The organism is Candidatus Williamhamiltonella endosymbiont of Tuberolachnus salignus (assembly GCF_964019775.1).
In the GTDB taxonomy this organism is placed as follows: Bacteria; Pseudomonadota; Gammaproteobacteria; order Enterobacterales; family Enterobacteriaceae; genus Hamiltonella; species Hamiltonella defendens.
In genome coordinates this window covers 1,851,512-1,865,835 of sequence record NZ_OZ026471.1, presented here as the reverse complement: position 1 = coordinate 1,865,835, position 14,324 = coordinate 1,851,512, and the positions used below count along the sequence as shown (strand labels likewise).

Below are 14,324 nucleotides of genomic sequence, written 5' to 3'. Positions count from 1 at the left end.
CGCTCTGTAACGTGAAACGGCTATACTGTTCTACAGAATCAAATTATAATCCGTCCAATATTGAATCTATAATTGCCCAAAATGGGCGCCAGCAGGGGTTGGATAATAGATTGTTTCGGGGCAAAGTACTTTGTACTAGCCGAATAAAACAAGAATGAACTTTCACATGTGAAAAATTTTGAGGTTAAGACTGGATGGAACAAGAGATTCAAAGTTACTTGGCTGACGACCGGCAATACCGATAGGACTGCCAGGGCGCTCAGTTGAGGTTTTGGCAAACCTCCTGAAGCATCATTGATAAAGCATCGTAGAGCTCAGCTTTTAGGCCAGACTCTTTATTTCAGAGCTTTGCAGGGGTTCACCACTGAAGTAGGAAAACACTGACTCGCGCGCAATGTGGCGGTCTGCGTCGGTTACAGCCTGACTGGAGCAAAAGTGTGTCCAGGCATTCAGATAGTCTTGATAGGTATGGGTTGACGGTATGCAGCCAGTTACAATATCCTTGGGAGTGATTATCTCACCCTCAGCTTCATTCGATTTTAAGACCCCTGCCAAGCCTGTTTTGGGCGCCGAGAGCCGTACGGGTCATGCCATGTTTTGTTGATTTCTTATATTGATTTGTCATCAACTAAAGCCCCTGCTGCTGCCATGATTAAAGCATGACTCAAAATGATACAGAGCTTTCACAAGATCCTGGTAAAAGGGAATATTATAAGACATAATGTCCGCAAAAATTCCCAGAGAGCAAGATATGACACATGCCCAGCCACCAGAACTCCTGAAACAGGCTCGCAGCAGGTTCACGCAACGCGAAATAGCCGAACATGCAGGCAAGGACACCAGGACCGTAAGGCGATGGGAAAAAGGCGAAACGCCCTGTCCGTCAATGCTCGAACCCGTGTTGCGCGACCTGCTGCAACAACCCGCCGCCCGCACAAAAAAAGTGAGCCCCCGCTTCCGCTTCATTGACCTGTTCGCCGGCATTGGCGGCATCCGTATGGGCTTCGATGCTCAGGGCGGTGAATGCGTTTTTACCAGCGAATGGAACAGGTTCTCGAAAAAGACCTACATTCAGAACTACGGCGCCCCTCATCCGTTTGTGGGTGACATCGTTCCATATCCGGCAGAGGACGTGCCGGACCATGATGTACTGCTCGCCGGGTTCCCCTGCCAGCCGTTCAGTATTGCGGGCGTCAGCAAAAAGAATTCGCTGGGCCGCCCACATGGTTTCAAATGCACCACGCAGGGAACCCTGTTCTTTGACGTGGCCCGTATCATCGCCACCAGACGCCCCAGGGCGTTCCTGCTGGAAAACGTCAAGAACCTGCTTTCACACAACAAGGGCCACACCTTCAACGTCATCCTGCAAACGCTCAGGGACGAGCTGGGCTATGATGTGCATTACAGGGTAATCGACGGGCAGCACTTCACACCGCAGCATCGCGAACGAATCATCATCGTCGGTTTCCGCGAAAAAACGGGCTTCTCATGGGATGACCTGAAACTACCGGAAGAAGGTCCGCGCCTTGCGTCAATTCTGCACAGGACGGATGGCACAGAGCCGGTGCTCCCCTGGGATGGAGAGCGCTTTTTCGATCACGACAGGCGGGCCGTGCCGCTCCGATACACGTTGACGCCCAACCTGTGGGCCTACCTTCAGGCCTATGCAGACAAGCACCGCGCCGCCGGCAATGGGTTCGGCTTTGGTATGGCCTATCCCGACAGTGTGACACGCACACTGTCAGCCCGGTATCACAAGGACGGGTCAGAAATCCTGGTATGGCAGGGCAGCAACAAACGGCCGAGACGCCTGACGCCACGCGAATGCGCCCGCCTGATGGGCTTCCCTGACGCTTTCCAGATACCTGTCAGTGATACACAGGCTTACCGTCAGTTCGGCAATAGCGTCGTCATGCCGGTCATGCAGGAAGTCGCCCGCATCATGACGCCCCACGTGCGGGCGCAGATCGCGCATGAACGAGACGGCACCTCACTTGCATTGCCCCTGTTTTCCTGATGGTTGACGTAGTAGACAGCGCGACACGTAGCCGGATGATGTCAGGCATACGTGGGCGAAATACAAAACCGGAGATCCTGATCCGCCGCCTTCTGCACCTTCACGGTTTCCGGTTTCGCCTTCATGTCCGCGATCTGCCGGGCAAGCCTGACATAGTTCTGCCTCGCTACCATGCGATAGTATTTGTGCATGGATGCTTCTGGCATGGGCACGACTGCCCACTGTTCAAATGGCCCGGAACACGCCCGGACTTTTGGCGCGAGAAGATCGGGCGAAACCAGGCTAAGGACAACCTTGTCAGAGAATCCCTGCTGGCAAATGGCTGGCGAGTAGGCATCGTATGGGAATGCGCCCTTCGCGGCGCTGGGAAAAATATTGAGGGCGTAGCACAGAGTCTTTCAGAATGGCTTCGTAGCGTCGCCCCATTGATCGAGGTGAGGCAATGAATCCAGGGTATCTGTCAGAGTATTTTGAAGGGGTCGCCGCCAAGAAGCTAAGCGCGGTAGAGGCTGATGAGACACGTTCAAACCAGCACGAATACCACGCCACAAAGAATGTGCGGGTATTCCTTGGCAGTCCTGAAGAGAAGACGAGAATACCCGCCCGTTTCCTCTATCTCACCGACGACGATCCCGACCCCATCGTGGAAGATGCGTTTCTGACGCTGTACAACTGCCGTAAGGGAAAACCACGCGCCCCGGAATACCATCTGTACTTTCCTACCACAAATGTATCCCTGAACGCATACGAAGGTGATTTGCTTGTTATCGCCAAAAAGCGGGACGGCGGCCTGCTTGTCATCATTGCCGAGAATGGTTCAAGCATTGGGCGGCAGATTGAATGGCTATTTGGCCTTGCCGATCTGGCGCACTGCGACTTTTCGGTAAAGTCCTGGCTGAAAACAGAACAGTTCCGCATCGATTTTCCCTCCCGGTTCATTCTGGAAAACATCGGAATTGAGGTTCAAACATCCGAGGACACCTACCTTGATGATATGCTTTCCCGCTTCGCTGGACGCTTTCCGACTACACGCGAATTTTCGGCTTATGCGCGCTCTACACTCAAAGACCTTTCCCCACAGGATCAGCCAGACCTTGTTCTGATGACGTGGATGGAGCGCGAGGAAATACTTTTCCGCACGCTTGAGAGCTACCTTATCGCCGACCGGCTATCGCAGGGATTCTCCGGCAAGGCCAGCGTCGCGGCGGTTGATGTTGATGGCTTCCTGTCCTTCTCCCTGTCTGTGCAAAATCGGCGCAAAAGTCGTGTCGGCCTTGCCCTGGAAAACCATCTGGAAGTGCTGTTTGCGGAAAACGGCCTCCGATATACGCGAACAGCCGTAACAGAGAACAAGGCCAAGCCTGATTTTCTGTTTCCTGGCGTGACCGAATACCATAACCCGGCTTTCGACCCGCTGAAACTGACGATGCTTGGCGTGAAATCGACCTGCAAGGATCGCTGGCGGCAGGTTCTTGCTGAAGCAGACAGGATTAATGACAAGCATCTGCTGACTCTGGAAACAGCAATCTCCACGCACCAGACCGATGAAATGGCAGCAAAGCGACTGCAGCTCGTTCTGCCGCGAAGTCTGTACCAGACCTATACGCCATCCCAGAAGACATGGTTGATGGACGTTGCCAGCTTCACAGAACTGGTTCGTGCCAGACAGCATGCGTGAGCACTTAACTGAACCTCGGATTGGCGTACGATTTTTTCCGTTTTCTGAGACGATCCATGATTTGGAATTTCCCTGATTGTAGTGGCCAAATTTAGTTGATCAGTACAGTTCGTTCCTTGTCGCTCCGCTCCTGCGGTACGCCTCAGCCAAAGCTGTGGCGAACGGGTCAACTTAAGGGGTATGTTATTTTTCGATTTTAAGGCCCATGAAAAGCCTGTAGTGGCGTTTCCCGTTTCCAGATGGTAAGAGCCAACAATGGAAGGCGCGAAAATTGCTTATAAAGGCAGTCAGTGTATTACAGCTCAGGACACATCATTTTGGGCGACTATCGATATAAAAAATTAACAGGCATAGGATCTTGTTTCTTTAAAGTGGATGGCTAATGAAGAAATTTGTTTAAACTGTCTTCAGAAAGACCGGTATACATTTTAACCTGTTTCAAAGAAAAGGCATTCTTTAATGCGCGACATAACCATAAAATATCCCTGCTTTCAGCACATCCTGAATTAGCTCGTTTAGGGCGTCCTGGTTTACCGAAGTGACTAGGTCAAATTAGTGATTCACTCAAATTTGTGCAGGATCTTCTCAACGTTACCCGATCGCCCAAGCTTTCCAATAGCCAGACTTTGAGCTTTAAAAACAATCCCTGGTGTGACCGCTATCTCTCCAATGAGATCTTTTATAGAAATGAATGTCTTGTTTTGATCTTTTCGGTCTACTCCTGAATCGTAAAAAAGAGTGATATGAGGATTAAGATTGCCTGGAAGGCCCCAAAAAATGCCATAATTTTTAACTTTCTCGCGTTGGTCTAGTGAAAGATTTCGAAGCATACGCACTTGTTCCATGAGCTCACTCGAACGATATGCCGCTGCTATCTCTACAATGCTTTTGTGAAAGTCATTCAGATTCGTTTCATCATCGATTCTTTCAACAGTCCAAAAAATATTTTCCTGGGTATCGGTTAAAGAGGATCGCATTGTCAGAGTTGGCAAAAATGGATTTTTTTTGAGAAAAACGCCAAGATTTTCAATCAATTCCGGCAAACGGCTTTCCTCTATTTTTAATTGAAACAGCGAAATATGAGGGATATTTTTTGGGGGATTTTCTGGAAAATGAGCGATTAACCGGCGTGTCACCTCCCCTGAAAGTTTTTGGCTCTCCTCCTGCACATTGTGGGGCAGAGAGAATAAAATGCCAATTTCAAGTTTAGGGGAAGAAGCCAGGCACAGACCAGACTTAAAAAGAAGAAAAAAAATTGTCAATCCCGTAAGGTAGTAAGGTATATTTTTGAAAATCAAAATATGCACCCCATTAAGCACTTTGAATTTGATCTAGCCTTATTGCACAAACGCTCATTGATATTGAAATCATTTTTGAATAACTCAAAAACCTTTGTCAAATAGAACATTCTCTTCATCGTAAAATCCCTGATTTTATTGTCAATTGACTCTGCGGCAGAGTGGTTTATTGGTTAAAACCTTGTAAACCAAATTGCATCTGATTTGTAGAAATCTACAGTAAAAATTGACTTTGCTTAGGCCTAACTGACGTTGTTATAGATAAATGGCGTCGCTATCGGTTATTTTATAAACGTCCACAAAGAAACCCTCGAGTATTACCAAAAAAATCCCACCCCCTCTCTTAACCACTTTTTCGGAACATGGTGATCGAGTCCGGTTGTGTGGCAGTATTCTATCAATCCATCCAGTGAATTGACTTTAATTTTGTCATAAATTCCTTGTAATCTGTTCTCGACAGTTCTATGGAAGAGAGACAATTTTATCCCGATGTCTTTGGGGGAAAGCTTTTGAAAAGCGTAAAATATGATATCCAGTTCTTTTTCTGTAAAAGTATCGACAGGAGGATCCAATGTAAGAACGGAGGGCTTTAAATGACTAAAAAAATCATTGATAGAGATGAAACTGAACTTTTCAGCATAAAAAAAGTTCCTAAAACTACTCCATCATCATATATTCGAAATTTGGGGGCATATTAATCAAGGCACACTCAAATTCAGCCAAGGCCCCCATGACAGATAACATCAGATTGGCCATGGGGGAGTCTTCTCCGGTAAAGGGCAGATGTTCTTTGACGAACTCAATGCGGCGCAAATCATCAAGATCGTGGAGAATGTATTACTAAAAAAACAGTTATTGTCACAGGCTAGGCTACTTTTTATTTTATCCGCCAGAAAACCTGTTTACTGAAAAGGAACTTGAGGTCATCTTTTGTGTGTTGCAAAATATGAGCCGTAAGCTCATCGCTCTTCATCTGGGGTTATCGCCCCGTACAGTCGAAAATAAATTACAGGCGATATATGGTAAAGCAGGAGTTAACTCTTTGTCTCAGTTCGGGGAGTAATGCCATCATAAAGGTTACGATCACTATATTCCACAGAAACTCCTGAGTCCGGCCAGTCAGCTACTCGATATGAGTCTGTAATAGCGGCGGGTCTCCGTCTTGTTGAATTGACTGTAACAGACTCTCCCTCCTCTTTTTCTGTCGGTAAGAATAATAAAAAATATCAATATAATAATAAGTGCGAATGAATATTTTATTTGATATCATTATTTTAAATGAAATACGATGCCGTCAAAAAAACTTTGATGGTAGGCGTGTTTCATTCATTTTTATTATCAACAGGGAGATTGTAGTACATGCATCTCATCATCAACTGGGAAGATTTTTTACAACACCATTGGCAAAAACATCCTGTATTTTTAAAAAAAGCGATTTCTCATTTTATCAATCCGGTTTCGCCTGAAGAGCTGGAAAAACTGGTCATAGAAAAAGCCCTTGAGAGCCAACTCATTCAAAGGCGTCACGGAAAATGTCAATTAGTGCATCAAGCCTTTAATGGATATGCGTCCTTAGGTCAACGGAACTGGTCATTACGGGTGGAAGCCATTCACCATTGGCACAGAGCTGCTGAAGCATTTCTGTCTCTGTTTCGTGTTTTCCCCGATTGGGTCACAGAAGCGCTGACGGTGTTTTTTTCAGTCCCCGGCGGTGGGATTGGTCCTCAGACTAAACCGTCTGACGTGTTGGTGATACAAGGAATGGGACGCAGCCGATGGCGTGTAGGAGATCGAGGGTCATCGCCGGTTGATGATGGTCAGAACGACTTTTCTGAAGCAATGATGGATGAAGAGCTGAGTTCCGGGGATATGCTGTATATCCCCAAAGGCTCTGCCCATGAAGCCATTTCGTCCGAAGCCGCCCTGAGTTACTGCCTTCATTTTTGGACAGACAACAGCCTGCGCATGATAAGGAAATGGACTGAGTCGCTTTCAGATGAAAGCCATCGAGGCATTGAGTATGCTCCCTCGCCCGATTTACTCCTGCGTGACGACCCGACTGAAATTCGGCCACAAGACATCATCGCCCTCCAGGATATGATGAGCCAATTCCTGTTCCAGAAGAGAGAACATCTGGCAACCTGGTTTGCTCAGGAGATGTCTCAAACCGCCTATGAGTTGCCGAAGGCACCGGAGGCAGAGGTATACGCCCCTTCACAGGTTCAGACCTTATTAAAACAGGGAAATTCATTGCGCCGATTAATGGGGCTACGTATGTTACATATCGGCAACCGCTATTTTGTCAACGGCGAGTCGCTTGACTCAGATCATGCCGACGCCTGGAATATTCTGGCACGTCACAGGATGATTGATGGCCAGATGCTCATAAAATTCATCAACGAGGACGATTTTTTGGCACAGTTAACCTTGCTGATGAATCAAGGGTATTGGTATTTCTCATCCATAAAAAAAGACTGATGCCATTGATGAATGATTTTCATCAAAAATCACATAAATATAAGTATCATTTACTCTCATACTTTGGTATGGTGATGAAAATTCCCTGATGTTATAGCCCTATGGCTGTCCCTTTGAAAGGCCCTCTTTCAGAGGGATTTTTTTATTTTCTGAGTAAGTAGAGATTAAAAAACGCCTCCTAATCCACTGAAAGGCCCACCTTGAAACAGGAAAGCGTGATTATGCTGATCGATGAATGCCTGTTTTTCATTGGCATCCCACGAAGCGATTTCCTCTATTAAAGCGACTTGTCCGTTTACAAATAAATGTTCTATCTTGTGTTCAGAAGAACTGGCCCCTTTTTTTATTTTGATAGAAAAAGGGGTTCGGGCGTCCTCTTGCGCTGAAAATAAATACATATCTTCATCCTTTTTGACCACTCTGAGATCGTTCAGGGCCATTCCCGTCAACACTATTTTATCGGTTCCCCCACTGTCTTCGATATGGGTGCGATCGTCTTGACGGTGAATGAAATAAGTGTCATCTCCCTTCCCTCCTGAAAGACGGTCGTTTCCTTGCCCGCCATTGAGTTCATCATTCCCTTGTCCTGAAAATAACTGGTCATGACCGGCATCCCCAAAGAGCTTTTTATTGCCTTTCGGGGCAATAATGGTGTCGTCACCTTCCCCTCCTCTGAGGGTATGTAAACGATCACTGTTGTCGAAAATACTGTCATTGCCTCCTTTAGAATCCAGGGTGTTATCGGCCAGAACATCTCCTCCATAAATCCGCAAAAAATCGGCGTTTTCTGTCGCATTCACCTGGCTCTGTGGATGAGAAAAATAAGGGCGATTCTCCTGATTCAGGGAAATGTCAAATAACTGCTGCTCAACATCCATCAGCATGAGGTGTCGATAAGCCCTGTCGCGAATAAAGTCGAGCAGCTTTATCCTGAGGTTTGTTTGAGGCTCATTCGATGGGCTTAATATCACATGCTGACCGCTGGTTTCGATCTTAAGGTCCTCTATCTTGAACGGTAACATCAGCAGATCGACCTCAGGCTCCGCCTGATCATCCTTATTGTCGATAGAGACGGTGCGCTCTGTCTGAGCGCTGTCTTTCATTTGAATCTGATAAATATCCTGCCCCTTTCCTCCCCTTAACTTGTCGTTGCCTCTGCTGCTGATCAGCACATTATCCTGCCTGTCGCCATTTAAAATGTCATCAAAAGGCGTATCGTTGAGGACCAACTGCGTATTGAGGCTCAGTCGAAGGGTGTCTTTACCCACACTCACAAAATCCCCGTCAGGGCTTTTGTTGAGGCTCAGCCTGATGTTGTCTGGCTCTTGCATTTTAAAATAGTCTTGATGGGGGGCATCGAGCAGGGTCGTGTACTGGGCCTGGAACCGGGGAATAAAGGGCAACTCTCCTTGAGCATTTTTTTGAATCAACTCAGGAAATTGGGCAAATAAGGAGATGCCATCCGATGTATTGAAAATATAGGCACTGCTTGACAACCACTGGTTTTTCTCTGCCCCCTCGCATTGATACGCATTCTTTATGATGGCAGTCGTTTCTGCCTTATCTTTTGCTTTTAAAAGAATTTGCAGATCATATTGTCCATCATCATTGAGATGAAGTGTAACGTCTTTGATTTCCTCATATCTGTACTGAAAAGTGATCAAAGAGAGGGCCTCTTCTCCCTCGTCGTCAATCCTGACTGTCACCGGATGAGGTTGGGTGTTTTTTAAGATAATGGTGTGATCAATTCCACCGCCTCCGTAGGCGATGCCCTGTTCCAGGATTAAGGTGTCGTTTCCTCCATGCCCCCAGATTTCATCTCTGCCCCCCAATCCGTTCAGAATATTGTTTTTTTCATTCCCCACTAAATAATCTGATGTCTCTCTATGACCATGGATATGCTCTATACTTTTTAAGTTGGCTAATAAGGGACCCTGCTCTTTCTCTTTGAGGTTGATATACCGCACTTCGTTTTGTCGTAAATTAATCGCATATCCTAGATAACCGCTGTCTTTTAAGCCATGCTCCGCGATGATCAGATCTTCTCCGCCATTTCCGTCAAAATAGCTCGGTTTTCCAGGTAGGGCGGCTATGAATAAATAAAAGACGTCGGCTTGATTACCTCCCGTATAATGCTTCGACCCTTGGCCCCCTTTAAAAATATTTTTTCTCTCTAGTCTCCCTCTGGCCCTGTCATTGCCATCCCCCAAATGAAACAAGGCGGTCAGAGGCCCCTGACTCCATTCTCGCTCAATCTTAAAAAGTGAGGCGTTTTGTAAGGGTGGCTCGGGCTTGTCTGAGTGAGAAGTCGCCTCAATGAGGTCGTTTACCCCATGTAGAGGAGAGGCTTCAAAATAATAATGTTCACTGTCCACAATCTCGATGAGATTTTTTTGTACATCGTCAGAAGCAGAATGGTCGGTTAATTTACTTGCTACATCATCAGGATAAATATTATCCTCTAATGTCGTCATGACAGAGGCATTAAAACCATTTTCTACACAGAGGATTTTTTTAAAAAAGCGTTTTGTGAGTGTAAAGTCCCCTGCACTGTAGTAGTACTCTGCGATATCCGACCAGGCCGGTTGATCAAACAGGGCCTCTGCCTGTTTGCGTAATTTCCCGTCATAGTCTGCCCGAACCCGGGTGCGGGTGAGGGTCTGGTCATATCTCTCCTTGATGGGGGCACTGATATCCAGTCCCAAAAGCGCCCGCCCCAGGTTGTGCCACTTTTCTGTGGTGGTCAATTCAATGTGTTTTTGAAGATCTTCCAGCTGACGAAATCCCTTATAGAGCTGACTGGCGGCCAGCAAGACGACCCCTGCCCCCAGGCCGACAGGGCCGGCGAAGGCGGCCAGGGTCGCCGCGGTGGCGGAAGCCGTCGTGATGGCGACCATATAAATCATCCCCACAGAAATAGAGAGCAGTGCCCCCGCCCCAGACAGCGTGGCTTGCACAATCAAATCCTGTCTTCTAGCATGATCCGCCGTGCCAGATAACGCCTTCAATGCATTCACCCCATCATAAATATCAAATCCGGCATTAAACATTTGTAACACAGGGGCGCCATATCGGGTTAAGAGACGCCCGAGGTCAAACTGTATTTTTTTGATAGCAGAGTACGACATCAGATGCTGACTCATTTTATTTAAATGCGTTCCCCATTGATGTAACCCCAGCCCGGCCAGATCCGTCAACAGGTTTGCACTTAAAGCGGCTTTGAGCAGGGTCAGTTGTCCGTTGAAATGGGTTCTCTGTTCTTCGGTTAAATGGGGATTGTACAGAAGTTCACTGACTGTGATCCATTCGCGAAACGCCAGCCAGTACGCATAAAATTGCATTGAATGATGGAGACGGGTCATGATTTTTGCATGATGAGGGGAGGATAACGTTTTCAGGAGGGTCGTCTTTTTGACGCCGTCGGAAGAAGACTGAAAGGACTCTCTTGCGAGTAATGCTTTTAAAGCAGTGGCGTCCATTTTGTCTTCCATATTCCCACCCATTAAGAAATTCCCTTGAGAAGCCTGCTGTGATTTTTTTCTCAATATGTCTATCGCGGTTTTAAAATGGGGATCGGAAATCTCTGTTTCAGAGAAATAAGATTTGAGCTTTTGAGCATGAAACTGAAGCTCAGAGAAAGAAAATTCCGTCTGTTTAAAATCACGGGATGACAGGGTTCTGTTTTTTTTCATTCCCCCCATTTTATCCATCAGGGCAGGCGCAAAAGACAGTCCTTCCATCGTGACTTCAGGCAATTTTTCAATCCACTTTTTTTCAGCGGTATAACCGGCCATAAAGGTATTGAAGTGGTCCAGCTCTGTCTTTGTTGAGGGGGTCAGACGATCGAGATGGGCTTCCTTGATGGTGAAGCGGTAATGCCCTTCGAACTGTCTAAAACCATACAGCTCTCCCCGGGTTTGATGACCATCGACCTTACAATCCAGATACGCTTTCAGAAACCGGGTCAATCGATGAGGGCTGGTTTTTTTTTGTTGAATGATTTCCCCAAAATTCGGATCATACAGCGTGAGCTTCTCCTCTTTAATGGTGAATCCCAGGAGGTGTTTATCAGACAGTATCCAGTAAAACCCCTTTTTTTGAGGTAATTTGACCGTCAAAGCGTCATTGGTTTGAAAAAAATGGGGATCATTTTTTTCTATCTTCTGTCTTAAGGAGGAAAATTTTTCGTTGAAGGCGCTTAATCGATGCTCATCTTCCTGATTGAGCGGGATATCTGATTTTTGATGATTCAGGAAAGTATGGGTGCTGATGGCATTTGAAAAAAAGTCGGCCTCTCCCTGAGCCCTCATTTGATTTTTCATCCATAAAAGGCCCAGGGCATGGGCATGGGCATGGGCATGGGCATGGGCATGGGCATCCCGATGTGAATCTTGATAGCCATTAAAAATATACACCGTTTGAGCAATGGCACGTAAAGAAAAATCGGGATAATTTTCCTTGAACAATAAAGAGATCAAATCCAGGGTGTGTCTGTTTTTAAGGATGTTCGCTTGAGAACAGATTTCCAGTGCCTGCTGATCGGTGACCTGCGTGAATTTACCGTGAAGGCTCTCCATCATTAATAACTTTTTCGCTTGAGACATCCATTGCTGATTTTCCCTGATATTGAAAATCACTGACATCAAAGCGTATTTATCCAAACCATTCTGGTCATTTTGAAAAAATCCTTTGAATAATTGATATATCCCTTCATCCTGCGCAATAAAATCATACGCCAAACTCCCCTCAGCAATTTTACTGATGAGGGTGATGGCCTGTCTGACTCTGCCAGACAGCGTGTCAGCAGGGGTTAAATCACTGATCAGCTGCACATCCGTGAAGGGGCCCTGAATGAGCTCATCATTGAGTATCAATTGACCGCGGCTGTCGATTCGTTTATTCATCAACTGACGTATTTCATTCCATGAATGAAAGGGTAGTATGAGCTTTTTTTCTGTATTTTGATAAAAAATTTTGAGTTCAATTTGATGGATTTTTTTTCTTTTTTTATCTTGAATATAGCCTGTAATCTGCGCTTCAATGTCCTCACTCAACCGGAATTTTTTGTTTTGTTTCTGTAAATTGAACAAAGAAAGTATTAAATAATGCTCTTCATCATCAAATACGTTTTTCCAGGCAGGATTATAAGGCTCATTATAAGTTTGATTATTTTTAGTAATAAAAGGGGTGTAAACAATAGTTGCATTTTTGATATTCTTTAAATCAGAAAAATCATATCTTCTTTTTTCAGTCCCCGGGATCACACTATAAAAAAGAGTGTGACTCATAAAATAATGCCATTGTTCATAATGTTCAAAAGAGAAGGCGCCGATATTCGGATCAAAGAATGTCCAGTAATGTTTATTGTTCTTTTTAATAAAACTGACGGCCATGGCATGCTGGCCAATACAGAGTAAATAATATTTATTTTCATTCAGATCTTTGAGTTGATGAAGAAAATGTAAATAGGAAATTTTGATACGTGAACTTAAATGCGTGATCATGTTAGTCTGCTGAATATCAAATTTTAAGCCACTGGCCTCGACACTGTCTGCGTACTCTTGACGAGCTTGAATAAACAAATCTTGAGTATAATTTCTCAAATCTTTGTTACGTTGAGACGATGTAGCATCTGTAGGGCTTTTTAACTCCTTTTTTAATTCTCTGGCGGCGATTTCCATCTCCTGGCTGCTGTTGAGGGCGACCAGCTTTTCAAGTTCCGTGGATAAATGTTGACGACGATAGTGATTGAGGATTTTTTTCTGAACAGCATTAATATCTTCCACGTCTTTTGTGGTGAGGGCGGCATCAGTTTCACTGTTCACCAGATTTTTTAACCAAAACAGATAATTTTTACCGCCCCTCATAGGATGATGGCGTTCTTCAATCAGATAGCGAATCGATAAGGCCAGACATAACCCCTTGTTTTCATAATAGGGTGATAACTGTTTGATCAGATCAATTCTGTCTCTGGTTTTGATGCCAAAATAATCGTATTGATTAAATGTAAAAAAATGAGAGGGGGAAACCAAAGTCGTTGAATACTTCTGAGACATAAGCTCACTTCCTTGTGATTTTTTAATGTTAATTAAAGTCAATTAATGTGAATTTATTTTAATGAATTAGGAATGATTCATTATTCATCAATTATAATTAATTTTAGTTTGTTTTAATTGAACAGTAGAAAATTTTTAATAAAAGAAAGAAGGATTTATTTTTTATCCCCGTCAAAAAGTGTGGGATCTTTTTTTGATTGTTTCCATGTGACTTTAAACCTTAATGAAACATTAATTAGACTTTTCACCGTTCAGGTAAATAAATCTCCCCGCATAGAATTATTGAGAGAATCAAACTGGTTGTGCCGTATTAAAGAAAAATATAGCTAAACAAGATAAGGCTTCCCTGATTGTTGAAAAACAAACTCAATAGCCGTATGAATATTCGGCCAAAAATTGGGCAATATTTTTCTCACCGCCTGTTTTCTGGATTGGCTTGCCGTCGTACGTGAATTTTTTAACTCCGAGGTATCTGTTCATGTCTAGAGAGCTATTGACGCAGACATGTCACCCCCGCGCGAAAAGTGCTGTTTTACCCTGAACCTTCTGAAAATCAGAGAGTAGATTTTTAATAGGTTGATCCAGTGACACAAAAAATTGAACGCTGAAATCAGTGAGTCAACTAAGGAACAGTCAAATTTCGATTTATCAATCGGTTGACCTGTCAGATAGAGAAAATATGATACAAATGTGTCAATAAATAAAATTAAATAACATTAAACAGGAATATATTCTCCCGCACTGCCTCTTTGATCGTGATCAGTGCAACCTGAATCTTTAGAATAAAACATTAAGAA

The 14,324-nt window shown here is 44.8% G+C and carries 7 protein-coding genes and 2 pseudogenes; 5 read left to right on the top strand and 4 right to left on the bottom strand.

The window, feature by feature from the left end; all coding sequences use genetic code 11:
* The first annotated feature begins 721 nt into the window (after positions 1-721).
* Genes dcm through AACL23_RS09090 form a run of 3 tightly spaced genes read left to right on the top strand, consistent with a single transcriptional unit; the run spans position 722 to position 3,695 of the window.
* Positions 722-2,017, top strand: coding sequence for a DNA (cytosine-5-)-methyltransferase (gene dcm / locus AACL23_RS09100; protein WP_422389635.1), 1,296 nt, complete (start codon positions 722-724; stop codon positions 2,015-2,017).
* Entirely contained in the window at positions 2,017-2,463 is a 447-nt protein-coding gene (locus tag AACL23_RS09095; protein ID WP_095033918.1) for a very short patch repair endonuclease, read from the top strand. The genes dcm and AACL23_RS09095 overlap by 1 nt, the downstream gene beginning before the upstream one ends.
* A complete protein-coding gene (locus AACL23_RS09090; RefSeq protein WP_339051290.1) occupies positions 2,460-3,695 on the top strand; it encodes a type II restriction endonuclease in 1,236 nt (411 codons plus the stop codon). The genes AACL23_RS09095 and AACL23_RS09090 overlap by 4 nt, the downstream gene beginning before the upstream one ends.
* Positions 3,696-4,255: 560 nt before the next feature.
* Here AACL23_RS09090 and AACL23_RS09085 read toward each other — a convergent pair.
* The 3 genes and pseudogenes from AACL23_RS09085 to AACL23_RS09075 all read right to left on the bottom strand — a co-directional run.
* Positions 4,256-4,831 carry a hypothetical protein gene (locus AACL23_RS09085; RefSeq protein WP_339051288.1) on the bottom strand — a complete coding sequence of 192 codons (576 nt, stop codon included), beginning with the start codon at positions 4,829-4,831 and terminating at the stop codon, positions 4,256-4,258.
* Positions 4,832-5,310: 479 nt separating this feature from the next.
* A pseudogene (locus tag AACL23_RS09080) lies at positions 5,311-5,687 on the bottom strand (helix-turn-helix transcriptional regulator); the annotation flags it as partial.
* A gap of 2 nt (positions 5,688-5,689) precedes the next feature.
* Positions 5,690-5,827, bottom strand: a pseudogene (locus AACL23_RS09075) (recombinase family protein); the annotation flags it as partial.
* Between the two features lie 112 nt (positions 5,828-5,939).
* Between AACL23_RS09075 and AACL23_RS09070 the strand changes: the two are divergent.
* Together AACL23_RS09070 and AACL23_RS09065 are read left to right on the top strand one after the other, a co-directional pair.
* Positions 5,940-6,056 carry a helix-turn-helix transcriptional regulator gene (locus AACL23_RS09070; protein ID WP_234813614.1) on the top strand — a complete coding sequence of 39 codons (117 nt, stop codon included), beginning with the start codon at positions 5,940-5,942 and terminating at the stop codon, positions 6,054-6,056.
* A gap of 296 nt (positions 6,057-6,352) precedes the next feature.
* Positions 6,353-7,471 (top strand): JmjC domain-containing protein, encoded by a 1,119-nt coding sequence (locus tag AACL23_RS09065; protein WP_339051285.1) that lies wholly within the window; start codon positions 6,353-6,355, stop codon positions 7,469-7,471.
* A 164-nt stretch (positions 7,472-7,635) separates the two neighbouring features.
* Here AACL23_RS09065 and AACL23_RS09060 read toward each other — a convergent pair whose 3' ends face one another.
* Entirely contained in the window at positions 7,636-13,527 is a 5,892-nt protein-coding gene (locus tag AACL23_RS09060; RefSeq protein ID WP_339051284.1) for a YopT-type cysteine protease domain-containing protein, read from the bottom strand.
* Positions 13,528-14,324: the final 797 nt, after the last annotated feature.

What these genes read in the sequence shown, in the direction of transcription:
- AACL23_RS09095 (WP_095033918.1), top strand. Translation starts at nt 2,017, where the DNA reads ATGGTTGACGTAGTAGACAGCGCGACACGTAGCCGGATGATGTCAGGC.
- dcm (WP_422389635.1), top strand. Translation starts at nt 722, where the DNA reads ATGTCCGCAAAAATTCCCAGAGAGCAAGATATGACACATGCCCAGCCA.
- AACL23_RS09070 (WP_234813614.1), top strand. Translation starts at nt 5,940, where the DNA reads ATGAGCCGTAAGCTCATCGCTCTTCATCTGGGGTTATCGCCCCGTACA.
- AACL23_RS09090 (WP_339051290.1), top strand. Translation starts at nt 2,460, where the DNA reads ATGAATCCAGGGTATCTGTCAGAGTATTTTGAAGGGGTCGCCGCCAAG.
- AACL23_RS09065 (WP_339051285.1), top strand. Translation starts at nt 6,353, where the DNA reads ATGCATCTCATCATCAACTGGGAAGATTTTTTACAACACCATTGGCAA.
- AACL23_RS09060 (WP_339051284.1), bottom strand. Translation starts at nt 13,527, where the DNA reads ATGTCTCAGAAGTATTCAACGACTTTGGTTTCCCCCTCTCATTTTTTT.